This window comes from Seinonella peptonophila, assembly GCF_900129355.1.
Taxonomy (GTDB): domain Bacteria; phylum Bacillota; class Bacilli; order Thermoactinomycetales; family Thermoactinomycetaceae; genus Seinonella; species Seinonella peptonophila.
The window spans coordinates 539,702-552,648 of record NZ_FQVL01000001.1; the positions used below are offsets into that span (position 1 = coordinate 539,702).

Consider the following 12,947-nt stretch of genomic DNA (forward strand, 5'->3'; position numbering starts at 1 on the left):
CGTACTCCTAAAGCATATCGATAAATCGTTGTACTGTTTCTGAAACCATACTACGTTCTCGGCAAACAATCAAAATGGTATCATCACCAGCAATTGTACCAATAATTTCTGACCAGTCTAATCGGTCTAAGAGAGAGGCTACTGCATGAGCATTTCCTGGTAGTGTTTTAATTACGATTAGATTTTCGCTTTGTTCAATCCCGATAAATGACTCCTGTAACATCCGCTGTAGCTTTTGAAAAGGATTAAAACGTGGGTCTGCTGGCAAGGAATATTTATATCCACCTGTCTCTGCAGGCACTTTGACAAGGTGTAATTCTTTGATATCTCGTGAGATTGTAGCCTGTGTCGCTGGATACCCTTCTTTTTGCAGCGCCTCTACCAAATCATCCTGCGTCTCGATTTCTTGACCACTGATTATCTCTCGAATTTTGATATGTCTCTGTGCCTTTTTCATTTCCTATCCACCCATCTTATCATCAACGATTTCCCCATATAGCTTTTTACGTACTACTTGAAAAAAAGATCTCTCCTGCCACTTAATTAAATGTGTTTCAAAGGTTGATGTTTGAATGCGAATGATATCCTCGCTCTGTAATGGATACCCTAACTGACCATCAATTGTTAACCCCATCTCCTGATGAATAGCCGATACTTGCACTTCAAGAATCGATGCTGCTGGTAAAACCATCGGTCGCGAAGTAAGTGTATGTGGGCAAATCGGTGTAAAGAGAATCGTCTTCAGTTCTGGCCAAGCAATCGGACCACCACAAGATAAAGAATAAGCTGTCGATCCTGTTGGGGTTGATAAAATCACACCATCCCCAGAGTAATGACCAATACAATTGCCATCCATACTTACTGTACAATTGATCATACGGCTAAACGATCCTTTTGCAATCCCCACATCATTTAGAGCAATTCCTTGTTCAATCACTCTACCATCTCTGACTAACTCAGCTTGTAGCATCATTCTTTTTTCAATGTAGTAGTCCTGCGAAATAACACGATCAACTGCATCAGATAAATCATGAGGCTCTGCTTCAGACAAAAAACCTAAATTCCCAACATTAAAACCTAGAATAGGGATTTGAAATGGAGCAATCTGTCTTGCAATACCTAATAGTGTTCCATCCCCTCCGATCACAAAAACGATCTTCACAAACTCTGGATATCGCTCTATGGGCAATGCTAATTCATGTAGACCTGTTTTTTCTGCAACTGATGGCTCAATATAAACCTGGACACCTTTTTCCTGTAATAATTGAATCAATTGTAGAAGAACTGTTTCAGCTTTTTTTTTATCTAGATTTACTCTCATTCCAATCGTTAACAAAGTAGCAGCACACCCTCTATGAACTCATCGGGACAAGGAATCAACAATCATCCCAAGGATAAAAAAGAGTAGATAATACCAAGGACGGTAGTTTTTAGCAGTTTGTCTGAAATCAGGAGCGTCAACTTCAATTAGCATAAGCTCTTCTTTCTCTTTTTTTATGTATAACATACCTTGTGTACGGTAAATAAGAAATAATGGTAAAAAGTAATCACGTAATCCAGGCCCAGTCATTTTAAGCGGTCGTTTTAAACGCTCTAAAATAACAATAAAGCGCTCGCCATCTTTTTCTGCAAGAAAATCAACATATAGACGACTTGGGTATGTCTTCTCTCCATCTACCTCAATCGAAATAGGTATCTTGATCTTTTCTTCTACTACTTGATAGCCTTTTGAACGAAGAAAGTCAGGAATTTTCCCGGAAATTTGCTCTTCATTGTCTTTTTGTGGCCCTTTTATCCATTCACTAAACTTAGTTGGTAGCCAGTTTCGCAAAAGCAAATATAAAGTAACAATCAATATTCCATACAATACAAATGAATCACCGGGACGAGTCACAATTGATCACCCCAAAGTCAGCAAAACCGAAGCTGGAATTATTTTCATATATTGAAAAAGTCATTTTTAGAATAGCACATCCAGTAATACTTCGACAAGCAAAAGAACAAGACAACAAAAAGAAGAGATGTCTTAATGACACCTCTTCAATTAACTTTTTTGTTGATGGGCTTGTTCAACAATTGAACTTAACTGAGCCAATGGAAAAGGTGAGTGTTTTGTCAGACCTTTTCGGAAATAACCTAGAAATTCAATATTCCCTTTCCCACCAAGTATAGGAGAAGGAATGAAATCTAATGGAATTAAGTCATAATCCATAACAACTTGATAAATTCTTTGCAAAACCTGTAAATGTACCTTTGGATCGCTAATAATGCCTTTATTGCCTACTTGATTCTTTTCTGCTTCAAATTGAGGTTTGATTAAAGCAATAATATCTCCTGGTTCCGCTAATAACTGCAAGAGATTGGGCAGAATTTGACGAAGCGAGATAAAAGAGACATCAATCGTCGCTATATCGGGTTGTCCTACTGCCAACTGCTCAGCGGATAGATAGCGAAAATTAGTTCGTTCCAAGATGACAACCCGTTCATCTTGACGTAACTTCCATGCTAACTGTCCATAGCCTACATCAACTGCATAGACATAGTTTGCTCCATGTTGCAATGCACAATCGGTAAATCCACCTGTTGAAGCCCCAATATCTAGAACAATCCGGTTTTCAATAGAGAGATCAAAAATGGATAACGCCTTTTCTAATTTTATCCCGCCCCGACTTACATAAGGATGCTCCGGTCTTTTGACCAAAACATCTACATCGAGAGGATATGACATTCCGGGTTTATCTGCCACTTCCTGATTGACGAAGACTTGACCTGCTTTAATTAAACGATTCGCTTGATCAAGGGTTTCAAATATTCCACGTTCAACTAATAACTGTTCAAGACGTTGCCTCTTTTTAGACATCATGATCCCTCATGCCCTTTGTTTTCGTTTTACCGTAATCCCTCTAATCTGTTGAATTATTCCATCTGATGTGAGCCCAACTTCTTTTAACTGCTCTTGAATGGAACCATGTTCAACATAATAATCCGGTACGCCCATTCGACTTACAAATGCTTGTACTCCTTGTTCCTCATAAAATTCCAGAACAGCACTTCCAAAACCACCTGCTAATGAAGCCTCTTCAACTGTTAGAATGGGCAATTTTTCTTCAGCTAGTCCTAATAATAATTCTTTATCGAGCGGTTTAGCAAATCTAGCATTAATTACACGTATATTTAAACCCTCTTGGGCTAAAAAGTCAGCTGCTTCAAGTGCTGGAGAAACCATTGTTCCAAAAGCTAATATAGCAGCATCATTTCCTGAGCGGAGAATCTCAGATTTCCCAATCGGAATCTTATTCCATTCTTGATCCATCGCAATGCCAGTTCCTGATCCTTTCGAATAACGGATCGCAATCGGACCATCATCATACTGAGATGCAGTATAAAGCATTTGACGAAGCTCATTTTCATCTTTAGGCATCATAATGGTTAGATTAGGCTGATTTCGTAAGAAACTAATATCATAGATACCTTGATGAGTTTCCCCATCTTCACCTACAAAACCTGCACGGTCAATAGCAAAGATAACATTTAGGTTTTGGCGGCACACATCATGAATCACTTGATCATAACCGCGTTGTAAAAATGTTGAATAAATTGCTAAAACCGGTTTCAACCCTTGCGTTGCAATCCCAGCTGCAAAAGTAGTAGCATGCTGTTCCGCGATTCCTACATCAAAACAGCGTTCTGGAAAATGCTTAGCAAAATCTTCTAATTTGGAACCTGTTAACATAGCTGGAGTGATAGCTACAATCCTTTGGTCCTGCTGAGCTAATTCGATCATCGTTTTACCAAAAATGGATGGATACTGTGGTGCAGAACTTGCTTTTTTCTGAAATGCGCCAGATTCAATCTTATATGTCCCCACACCATGATAATTGACAGAATCGTTTTCAGCAGGTTCATAACCTTGCCCCTTTTTCGTCACAACATGAACCAAAACAGGGCCTTCTGTATCTCCTGCTTGTCGCAATATTTCCATTAGTTCTTCCAGCTCATGTCCATCAACTGGACCTAGATATGTAAGTCCCAACTCTTCAAATAAGACACCATCAACCACCAAGTATTTCAAGCTATCTTTTACTCTTTCTAAAGTCTTTTTGAAAGGCTGCCCAGCTACTGGGATTTTTGCAAGCAACGCTTCCATCTCATCTTTAATCTTATTATAATGACGATGAGTTCTTAATCTTCCTAAGTAATTATGCAAAGCACCCACATTTGGACTGATGGACATTTCATTATCATTTAAGATAACAATTAAATCTTTCTTTTCGACACCAATATGGTTAAGCGCTTCCAGTGCCATCCCACCAGTTAAAGCTCCATCACCAATTACTGCGATCACTTTATGATCCAATTGCTGCAAATCACGAGCAACGGCCATACCCATCGCCCCTGAGAGAGAGGTACTACTATGTCCTGTCTCCCAAACATCATGCTCACTTTCGCTCATTTTGGGGAATCCACAAAGACCATGATATTGGCGCAATGTTGGAAACTGTTCTCGTCTCCCCGTTAGAAGTTTATGTACATAGGCTTGATGTCCGACATCCCATAAAATCTTATCTTTCGGACTTTCAAATAGATAGTGCAGAGCAAGCGTAAGCTCCACTACACCAAGATTCGAGGCAAGGTGCCCCCCCGTTTCAGATAAACTTTCAATCAAAAAATTGCGAATCTCTTTTGCCAATTTGGGTAAATCTTCAATTGATAATTTTTTTAATTCATCAGGAGAATGAATCTGCTCAAGAAGCAACAACAACCGCCTCTCTTTCTTTTCATTGCATATAAAAGGAATATATTTGTATGCAATTGATCGCTTTTTTCAAAAGTTAGCTAAAGTAAACTCATTATAACACATGCTTAAAAAAATTCTATATTTCAATGTGTAAAACTATTAAATCAGATGATGATTATCGTTTACGAGTTAATAAATAATCAGCAATATCGAGTAACCTTTGTGGGTTAAGTTCAGTTGTTTTTAACAGTTCCTCCTTGGCGGTATAGGTCAAACGTGCTAATAATTGTTGTGACTCTTCTAATCCTAAAAGTGAAGGATAAGTCGACTTTAAGTTTTCTTGATCACTTCCAACTGGTTTACCGATTAATTCTGGATCACCTATTATATCTAAGATATCGTCCTGGATTTGAAATGCAAGCCCTAAACGATAGGCAAATTGTGTCAATGAAGTGAGTGCTTCTTCTGATGCACCACCAATTCGAGCTCCTGTGCGAACCGAAAATGCAATTAAATCACCTGTTTTACGACGATGAATCGCTTCTAGCTCTTCGACAGTAATCTGTTTATCCTCACTGAGTAAATCATCCATCTGTCCACCAATCATTCCAAAGGCACCAGCATGCTTAGCTGTCTCTTCAATAATGGCTAATGAATCATCAAAAGATAGCTTAGCAGCTCGAACACCCTTGGACATTAAAGTGAAGGCTTCTGTTAAAAGCGCATCACCCGCTAACACAGCCGTTGCTTCATCAAATTTTTTATGGTTTGTTAATTTCCCTCGTCGATAATCATCATCATCCATACATGGAAGATCATCATGAATCAGTGAGTAGGTATGGATCATCTCAATAGCACATGCCAAGGGATAAGCTAACTCTTCCGGTTTATCACAAGCTTCTACAGTTGCTAATACAAGAATAGGACGAAGACGCTTACCGCCTGCCATTAACGAATATTTCATCGATTGGTATAGCCGATCAGGCACTTCACGATAATGATTTAAATAATCTTCTAGTTTCGTTTCAATTATCTTGCCTTTCTCATGGATGTACGTCTCAATCATTTGAGTCCTCCTCAGGTTGAAATGGTTTTTTTACAAATTGGTTATTCTCCTCTATTAGCATTTCAATTTTTTGCTCTGCCCAATCCAATTTGTAACCACAATGTTGTGCCAATTTCATCCCTTCGTTAAATAAACGAATCGACTCCTCCAATGAAATATCGCCCTTCTCCAGTTCTAATACTACTTCTTCTAGTCGTTCCATTGCGGATTCAAACGATAGTTCCTGCCTCTCCATTTCATTGTCACTCCTCTGTAGACCATACTTGACATTTTACTGCCCCATCACTTAATCGAACACGCAAGAGATCACCCGATTGTACATTTTTAACTGAGGTGACAAGCGATTGGTCATGATAGCGATAAGCGAGAGAATAGCCTCTCTGCATTACTTTTAATGGACTAAGAGCTTCTAATTGAACGATTTGTTTCATCAATTGCTCACGATACCTCTCTAACTGGTGATTCATTGACAATTGCAGACGATTCTTCAATCGTTCCAACCGTTCTTGATTGGTTATTAGCTTACCCTTTGGACTCAAAAGACGAAGTTTCGACATGAAATGTTCAAGACGTTGCTTCTTAATTTGCACCTGTGAATCCAAGCGATCTCGAATCATGGAGCCCCACTGATCCACTTGCTGAACATACTGTTGGATCTTTACTTTTGGTCCACTATATTGTAATCGTTCTTGCCAATTGGTTAAAGTTTGTAATCTTTGATCGAGTACGCGCCTTTGTGCTTGAATCAAACGATGCTGAAGTAATCTTAACTGTTCTCTTAATTCAATCTGATCTGGTACGATCATCGCTGCTGCTGCAGTTGGTGTTGCAGCTCGATGATCAGCTACATAGTCACTAATCGTCGTATCTGTTTCATGACCTACTGCAGAGATAACTGGCAAAGTTGTGCGAAAAAGACTATCCGCTACTTGACGTTCATTAAAGGCCCAAAGTTCCTCTAATGAGCCTCCCCCTCTCCCTACAATCAGTACATCTACATCCCCTTGTTGTGTTAAGATTTCTATACCCTCTGCAATTTCATTAGCTGCATTTGTCCCTTGAACAGCGACTGGAAAAAGCAAGATCTCTGTTAATGGAAAGCGTTGCCTCATTGTTATGATAATATCTCGAATAACAGCTCCACTTGCCGAAGTTACAACACCTACTCGGCGTGGGAAACGTGGCAACGGCTTTGCTGGAGCTGAAAAATAGCCTTCCTGCTCTAATTGTTCCTTTAAGCGAACAAAACGAGTGTATAAATCACCAATACCACTCATTTGCATTTCTTGAACATATAGTTGTACTTGACCTTCACGCTCATACATGGAAAGTCTAGCAAGTGCAAATACCGAATCACCATTTTGCGGACGAAAACGCAATCTTCGATTTTGACTTGAAAACATAGCAGCTTTAACACGTGTCTGCTCATCTTTTAATGTAAAATACATATGTCCACTGCGTTCATGCAGGGTAAAATTGGTAATCTCGCCCTTTACCCAGAGTGTTTGTAATTGAGGGTCCTCATCGATCTTGGAACGAAGATGTGCAACGAGGTCAGAGATTGTCCATATTTTGGTTTGCTTTTTCCTACGCCTCATATTAGTCTGTCACCTGACCTTCTTGGTTCTCTCGAACCCATTTCCCTAAACATCCATTAATAAAACGACTCGCTTCATCTCCACTATATGACTTAGCAATTTCAACAGCTTCATTAATAACCACTTTAATTGGGGTCTCCTGTTCATAGAGCAACTCATAGAAGGCAATTCGCAGTATTGCCCGATCAATAGATGCAATCCTGTCAATGCTCCACCCAGACTTTAGACATTTCCCTATTACTTGATCTATTTCATTTAAATGTTGTTGGATTCCATTAACTATTTGTTGATAGAAGAGAAAAGTCTTTCGATCCAATTTTGTTCTTTGTCTATGGATTATTTGGCTTTGTTCATCAGGTTGAAACTCAAGCTGATAGAGTGTAGTTAGTACGCTCTCTCTAGCCAATCTTCGATTCATAATATCTCCCTCCAATAAAAGAACCCAGCCTTATGCTCTGGCTGGATTCTAACAATACACCTTATTTTCGCATAAACTTATCCAGAAGTATATTGTCTATCATCTGCTTTACATCTTCTTTTCGATCGAATTGAACACCGATTAAATAACTAAGCCCCAAAATAATGGAAAAAAAGAGCATCTTCCAAAAACCAAACCACAGATAAATAAAACCGAGTAAGAGGCCCAATAAAATACCAAAAGTCTGACCTTTATGCTGCTCAACAAATAACCATATTCTCTTTATATCCATCGCTTGACGCCTCAATTCACTCGAACTCTAGCACGATCAGATTTTATAGCAGTCTGAATAATGTTGACAGAAACATCATCGACATCGATTCCAGCAATGGTTTCTACTTGATTTTTGACTGTAGTTTGTAATTCATTGGATAATTCTAGAAAAGGGCGATCTCCATCTACTGTGATACGAAAGCCAATATGAACAGCTCCTGTATCAGCATGTAAATGGACCCTCGCTGTTAACTCCCGAATCCCCTTAATTCGATCTGCTGCCTTTCTTGCTAAAGATTCAAGTGTTTCAATAGAGATTCTTACTTGACCAATCTCCGTCTCGTGATCAACACCAACAGCTCCTCTACGGGAACGACTTACACTCACCCATAATAAACGCAAAGCGAGTAAAAATAGAAGAACTGCGATAATCGCAACAATTACTTGCATTTGAAAATCGCCTTCAAGAAATTGAAAAGGCGTCTTTTCAATCAAGGAAGGCATATATGCTGCCCAAGCAACAAATATCGCCAAAAACCCCACGATCACACTTGTTAGTAACAAAAGTGAACGATCCAATAAACGCATCAACGGACCTCCCATTTCTTCATTCAACACACAACTTGCTGTCATGACCGATTGATTGTTGAGTGAGGGCCCCTACCTTACACGTTGCACAGGTGTTGATTCCTGTGTCTCCTCTGTTTGTGGAAACTTTAGTCCAGCAATCCGTACTACAATTCGATCGATTGGTAAACCTGTCATTTCTTCCACTCGCTCTTTCACCTGAGACTGAACGAGCTGACCCACTTCGACTACTTGCTCACCGTAGTGAACAATGATGGCAACATCAATTTCAATTTTATCGCCTAATTCTACTTTTACACCTTGACGTAAATTTTTCCTGCCTAGCCATTGATTTAAATCTCCTACTACTCCACCTTTTAATCCTGCAACACCTTCTACCTCTGTTGCCGCTAACCCACTGATTAATTGAATAACTTCGGGTGAAATATCAACTCTTCCTGGAACTTTCGTCTCTTCTTGTGGAGCCATTTACCCTAACTCCCTTCATACAAATCTACTTCTTCTAAAAATTGATTGTGAAAATCACCTTCTCGAAATCGTGGATGTTTCAACAGACGTTGATGGAATGGGATGGTTGTATAGACACCATGAATCACATATTCTGCAAGTGCTCGCTCCATTCGCTCAATCGCCTCTTGACGGGTATTACCCCATACAATTAATTTTGCGATCATCGAATCATAGTGCGGAGTAATTTGGTATCCTTGATAACATGCGCTATCAACTCGAACACCGATCCCTCCAGGTGTTAAATAGCCTTCGATCGTTCCTGGTGAAGGTCTAAAATTCTTTTCTGGATTTTCTGCATTGATACGGCATTCAATCGCCCATCCATCAAACTCAATCTCTGCTTGTGTAAAAGTCAGCGGTTCCCCAGTGGCAACCCGAATCTGTTCTTTTACCAAATCGATTCCTGTGATCTCCTCAGTTACAGGATGTTCAACTTGAATACGGGTATTCATTTCCATAAAATAAAAATTCCCATCACGATCTAAAAGAAATTCAATCGTTCCAGCTCCTGAGTAGTCAACAGACTTAGCAGCTTTCACAGCAGCTTGTCCCATTGCTTCACGTAACGATGAATTTAATGCAGGTGATGGTGCTTCTTCCACCAACTTCTGGTATCTGCGCTGAATAGAACAATCCCTTTCCCCTAGATGAACAACGTTTCCATGATTATCGGCCAATACTTGGATTTCAATATGCCGTGGTTCTACTAAGAATTTTTCCAAATAGACTCCTGCATTTCCAAAGTTAGCCTCTGCCTCCTGTTGTGCCAAGCGGATTGCTTTGGTTAGCTCTTGCTCTGAATGAACAATTCGCATCCCTTTTCCTCCACCACCGGCAGTCGCTTTTACAATAACAGGATACCCAATTTCCGCTGCAATTTGCTTTGCTTGATCCATATCTTGGATGATACCTTCAGTCCCTGGTACAACTGGTACGCCTGCTTGCTTCATTGTCTCTCTCGCGGTCGTTTTATCGCCCATCTGAGCGATCGCGTTCGGTGGTGGGCCAATAAATGTAATACCGCAAACAGCACAAAGCTCAGCAAAATCTACATTTTCAGCCAAAAATCCATACCCTGGATGAATCGCATCGACTCCAAGCAGTGTCGCCGTACTCATTAAATTCGTCATATTGAGATAGCTATCCTTGGCCATAGCAGGTCCAATACAAAAAGCCTCATCAGCTAAGGTTACATGAAGTGCTTCACGATCAGCTTCTGAATAGACGGCAACGGTTTGAATCCCAAGTTCACGACAAGCCCGTATGACGCGAACGGCGATTTCTCCCCGATTGGCGATTAGGACTTTTTTAAACATGATTCCTCCCCTTCCCGTCTTTAAGTCGTTCGTACCAAGAATAATGGTTGACCAAACTCAACCAATTCTCCGTTTTTGACAAGAATTTTTTCAATCGTTCCATTTACTTCTGCTTCAATTTCATTCATGAGTTTCATCGCTTCAACAATGCAGACTACCGAGTCGACAGATACTGTATTTCCTTCTTGTACATATGGATCTGCATCAGGAGAAGGGGATCGATAAAATGTACCTACCATTGGTGATTCAATTTTATGTAAACCCGCGTCCTCCACCTCTTTTGTCTCTTGTGTAGGTGCAGGTGATTGAGTAGTTACCGTACTGTTTTGTGCAGTAGGCGGCGGTAGTTGTACCACAGGCGCTACTGGTTGAACAGCTACTTCTCCAACCGCTTTCTTAATTGTAATTTTGGTTCCCTCATGCTCCATATGAAATTCAGCAACTTCTGCTTTTTCGACTAATTGAACTAATTCATGAATATCCTTTAGCTCTAATGCCACTTGCTTCCACTCCTCTCTAAAGACATTTTATGTATCCAAAATACTACCGCTTTTATGATAATGTTTTTTTACAACTTTGGCTAGTCTGCTAGCAGGATTCCAATCATGAAAACAAAAAAGCCCCCTGAGGGGAAGCTTTAAGAACGATATCCTATCGAGATCATGGTGGGATCGACTCGGAAGTGTTGTCCAACCATACTAATTAGATGAACTGCTTCAGTACTTGTTAAGCGTTCGCCTTGTACAATTACATCTACTTTATTTTGATGATTCATGACCACGACATCCCGATACCCTTCTTTTCGAATTGCTTCCTCTAAGGAAGACTCTTGTTGATCCACCTTCATTAATTGATTTACTTTTTGCTCTGCTACCTTTAGTTCTTTTTCTGATGCTCGCGGATTAGAAAGTGTACGCATGTATTCTTCAGTCAACTTCGAACGCAGTGTATCTCTTTGTAAGTGGTAATTGACAAAATAATCATGTTTACCCATTTGCTTACTTACTGGTTTTCCTTGTTCTACTTCTTTCATTTGCAAATCAAGCTTAGGCTTTTGCATCATTTGATTTGCTTGTTGTACAGGCTGTGATGGCCCTGTCACAATATAATATGCGGATAATGCTACCATCAATGTTAGCATGGAGACGAGCCAGACTGTTTGTTTATTCACTGTCATTTTCAAATTCCTCCTCAACCTCTTGGTAAAACTGAAATTCGGTGTAATGGAACATCGAGTGTTCGTTGAATTGCTTCTATTACAACTGCTTTTACTTGTAAATTCTCTACCCCCTCAGCAACGACAAGCACACCACGCACCTTTGGCTTGAGTCGTTTTACCACTAATGGTTGCTCACCATTGTTATTACGATAAAAGGTTGGTTTTTTATCATCGGTACCTTGGCGAATTGATCGATTGCCCCCCTTGGTGTCCATCTCTGTCGTCACTTGCTCAGAATGATGTTCATCAATTTGAACAACATCCTCCTCAGTTGAATCTAAGTTAACTATGACAGAGACATCATCCACACCTACTATACGGTCTAATACTTGCTCAAGATCGCGTTCATATTGCCTTTCATATGTTTCCATATTTGTATGTGAATTTGATGCTGAATTGACAGATGAAGCTGATTTGGAGGTAGTTGGTGTATTAGATGGTGAAAATGATATAGGCTCTTCTTTCATCTCAAACAGAGAAGAAAAGAATAAAAGTCCAACTCCCAGTAACCCCAAAAATAGAATACGACGGTAAAGTTTTTTTTGTGTTGGATTTTCACGCCATCTCTTTTCTACTTCTGCCCACCACTCTTTTAACACCATACCTCACCCGCTTTACTCAAACTCCATTTGTACTTTTTTTGGGTCAATACCCCAAAATTGTTGAAGATCTTTTTGGATTAAATCTTTCAAATGTTGTTGATTTCTTTTCTGTTCTACATTATCTCTTTGGATAAATGGATCTATTTGAATTGGATCAACTTTCTGATTGGTTGAATTAGGATTTCGTAAAATGAATAAAATTTGATTTAAATGTGGTTGCTGGTCTTTCCATTCAACCGATATCTCGATCTGTCTGACGAGCTGTGGATAACGTTGATCCAATAATTTTTTTAATTGCTGCTCGAAGTTACTTTTCCAAGTTTTTATCCACTCATGTTGTTGATTACTTTTTATCTCCTCTGCTTGTCGCTGAATCGTGGCAATGGAAGGTATCGCTGCTTCCTTACTGGCATTTTGATCTCCTTTTAACAATTGATCTACTGACAATTGATCTGTAAGCAGTTGAAGAATTGGCTGTAAGATTGCTAGAATAATCAATAATCCCAACACCAACTTTACATAACGCGATAACGACTGTTGAGGTAGTAATAGATCTATAAAAGTAGCGATCAAGACAAGTAGAATAATCTGCTTTAACCAATCACTGATCCACTCCATT

Annotated in this window: 17 protein-coding genes; all 17 read right to left on the minus strand. The window is 39.6% G+C overall.

The annotated features are described in order from the left end of the window. Nucleotides 1–7: 7 nt before the first annotated feature. On the minus strand, nt 8–457 hold the full coding sequence (gene ahrC, locus BUB71_RS02615; RefSeq protein WP_073151502.1) for a transcriptional regulator AhrC/ArgR: 450 nt from the start codon (nt 455–457) through the stop codon (nt 8–10). Between the two features lie 3 nt (nt 458–460). Then, the gene (locus BUB71_RS02620; protein WP_245815495.1) at nt 461–1,336 is read right to left on the minus strand and encodes an NAD(+)/NADH kinase; all 876 of its coding nucleotides are present in this window, start codon (nt 1,334–1,336) and stop codon (nt 461–463) included. Between the two features lie 24 nt (nt 1,337–1,360). Then, complete coding sequence (locus BUB71_RS02625) at nt 1,361–1,894, minus strand: hypothetical protein (RefSeq protein ID WP_073151503.1); 534 nt, start codon at nt 1,892–1,894, stop codon at nt 1,361–1,363. A 150-nt stretch (nt 1,895–2,044) separates the two neighbouring features. Beyond that, entirely contained in the window at nt 2,045–2,860 is an 816-nt protein-coding gene (locus BUB71_RS02630) for a TlyA family RNA methyltransferase (protein ID WP_073151504.1), read from the minus strand. A 9-nt stretch (nt 2,861–2,869) separates the two neighbouring features. After that, the gene (gene dxs, locus BUB71_RS02635; RefSeq protein ID WP_073152736.1) at nt 2,870–4,756 is read right to left on the minus strand and encodes a 1-deoxy-D-xylulose-5-phosphate synthase; all 1,887 of its coding nucleotides are present in this window, start codon (nt 4,754–4,756) and stop codon (nt 2,870–2,872) included. A gap of 157 nt (nt 4,757–4,913) precedes the next feature. Then, nucleotides 4,914–5,804 (minus strand): polyprenyl synthetase family protein, encoded by an 891-nt coding sequence (locus tag BUB71_RS02640; RefSeq protein WP_073151506.1) that lies wholly within the window; start codon nt 5,802–5,804, stop codon nt 4,914–4,916. Next, nucleotides 5,797–6,039, minus strand: coding sequence for an exodeoxyribonuclease VII small subunit (gene xseB / locus BUB71_RS02645; RefSeq protein ID WP_073151507.1), 243 nt, complete (start codon nt 6,037–6,039; stop codon nt 5,797–5,799). Before xseB ends, BUB71_RS02640 begins: the two co-directional genes overlap by 8 nt. Before the next feature lie 7 nt (nt 6,040–6,046). Further along, entirely contained in the window at nt 6,047–7,402 is a 1,356-nt protein-coding gene (gene xseA, locus BUB71_RS02650; RefSeq protein WP_073151508.1) for an exodeoxyribonuclease VII large subunit, read from the minus strand. Between the two features lies 1 nt (nt 7,403). Next, the gene (gene nusB, locus BUB71_RS02655; RefSeq protein WP_073151509.1) at nt 7,404–7,820 is read right to left on the minus strand and encodes a transcription antitermination factor NusB; all 417 of its coding nucleotides are present in this window, start codon (nt 7,818–7,820) and stop codon (nt 7,404–7,406) included. Nucleotides 7,821–7,881: 61 nt separating this feature from the next. Continuing rightward, nucleotides 7,882–8,112, minus strand: a complete 231-nt coding sequence (locus BUB71_RS02660) for a DUF2273 domain-containing protein (protein WP_073152740.1) — start codon at nt 8,110–8,112, stop codon at nt 7,882–7,884. Between the two features lie 11 nt (nt 8,113–8,123). Then, nucleotides 8,124–8,681 (minus strand): alkaline shock response membrane anchor protein AmaP, encoded by a 558-nt coding sequence (gene amaP / locus BUB71_RS02665; RefSeq protein WP_073151510.1) that lies wholly within the window; start codon nt 8,679–8,681, stop codon nt 8,124–8,126. 72 nt (nt 8,682–8,753) lie between these two features. Further along, a complete protein-coding gene (locus tag BUB71_RS02670) occupies nt 8,754–9,149 on the minus strand; it encodes an Asp23/Gls24 family envelope stress response protein (protein ID WP_073151511.1) in 396 nt (131 codons plus the stop codon). A 5-nt stretch (nt 9,150–9,154) separates the two neighbouring features. Then, entirely contained in the window at nt 9,155–10,507 is a 1,353-nt protein-coding gene (gene accC / locus BUB71_RS02675) for an acetyl-CoA carboxylase biotin carboxylase subunit (protein WP_073151512.1), read from the minus strand. Between the two features lie 20 nt (nt 10,508–10,527). Continuing rightward, the gene (gene accB / locus BUB71_RS02680; protein WP_073151513.1) at nt 10,528–11,007 is read right to left on the minus strand and encodes an acetyl-CoA carboxylase biotin carboxyl carrier protein; all 480 of its coding nucleotides are present in this window, start codon (nt 11,005–11,007) and stop codon (nt 10,528–10,530) included. A 137-nt stretch (nt 11,008–11,144) separates the two neighbouring features. After that, on the minus strand, nt 11,145–11,684 hold the full coding sequence (locus BUB71_RS02685) for a SpoIIIAH-like family protein (RefSeq protein ID WP_073151514.1): 540 nt from the start codon (nt 11,682–11,684) through the stop codon (nt 11,145–11,147). 14 nt (nt 11,685–11,698) lie between these two features. Beyond that, entirely contained in the window at nt 11,699–12,328 is a 630-nt protein-coding gene (gene spoIIIAG, locus BUB71_RS02690; protein WP_073151515.1) for a stage III sporulation protein AG, read from the minus strand. Nucleotides 12,329–12,340: 12 nt separating this feature from the next. Beyond that, on the minus strand, nt 12,341–12,946 hold the full coding sequence (spoIIIAF, locus tag BUB71_RS02695; protein WP_073151516.1) for a stage III sporulation protein AF: 606 nt from the start codon (nt 12,944–12,946) through the stop codon (nt 12,341–12,343). Nucleotide 12,947: the final 1 nt, after the last annotated feature.

Coding starts and splice junctions, on each gene's coding strand:
- ahrC (WP_073151502.1), bottom strand. CDS start 457: ATGAAAAAGGCACAGAGACATATCAAAATTCGAGAGATAATCAGTGGT.
- BUB71_RS02630 (WP_073151504.1), bottom strand. CDS start 2,860: ATGTCTAAAAAGAGGCAACGTCTTGAACAGTTATTAGTTGAACGTGGA.
- BUB71_RS02640 (WP_073151506.1), bottom strand. CDS start 5,804: ATGATTGAGACGTACATCCATGAGAAAGGCAAGATAATTGAAACGAAA.
- xseB (WP_073151507.1), bottom strand. CDS start 6,039: ATGGAGAGGCAGGAACTATCGTTTGAATCCGCAATGGAACGACTAGAA.
- xseA (WP_073151508.1), bottom strand. CDS start 7,402: ATGAGGCGTAGGAAAAAGCAAACCAAAATATGGACAATCTCTGACCTC.
- nusB (WP_073151509.1), bottom strand. CDS start 7,820: ATGAATCGAAGATTGGCTAGAGAGAGCGTACTAACTACACTCTATCAG.
- BUB71_RS02660 (WP_073152740.1), bottom strand. CDS start 8,112: ATGGATATAAAGAGAATATGGTTATTTGTTGAGCAGCATAAAGGTCAG.
- amaP (WP_073151510.1), bottom strand. CDS start 8,681: ATGCGTTTATTGGATCGTTCACTTTTGTTACTAACAAGTGTGATCGTG.
- BUB71_RS02670 (WP_073151511.1), bottom strand. CDS start 9,149: ATGGCTCCACAAGAAGAGACGAAAGTTCCAGGAAGAGTTGATATTTCA.
- accC (WP_073151512.1), bottom strand. CDS start 10,507: ATGTTTAAAAAAGTCCTAATCGCCAATCGGGGAGAAATCGCCGTTCGC.
- BUB71_RS02685 (WP_073151514.1), bottom strand. CDS start 11,684: ATGACAGTGAATAAACAAACAGTCTGGCTCGTCTCCATGCTAACATTG.
- spoIIIAG (WP_073151515.1), bottom strand. CDS start 12,328: ATGGTGTTAAAAGAGTGGTGGGCAGAAGTAGAAAAGAGATGGCGTGAA.
- spoIIIAF (WP_073151516.1), bottom strand. CDS start 12,946: ATGGAGTGGATCAGTGATTGGTTAAAGCAGATTATTCTACTTGTCTTG.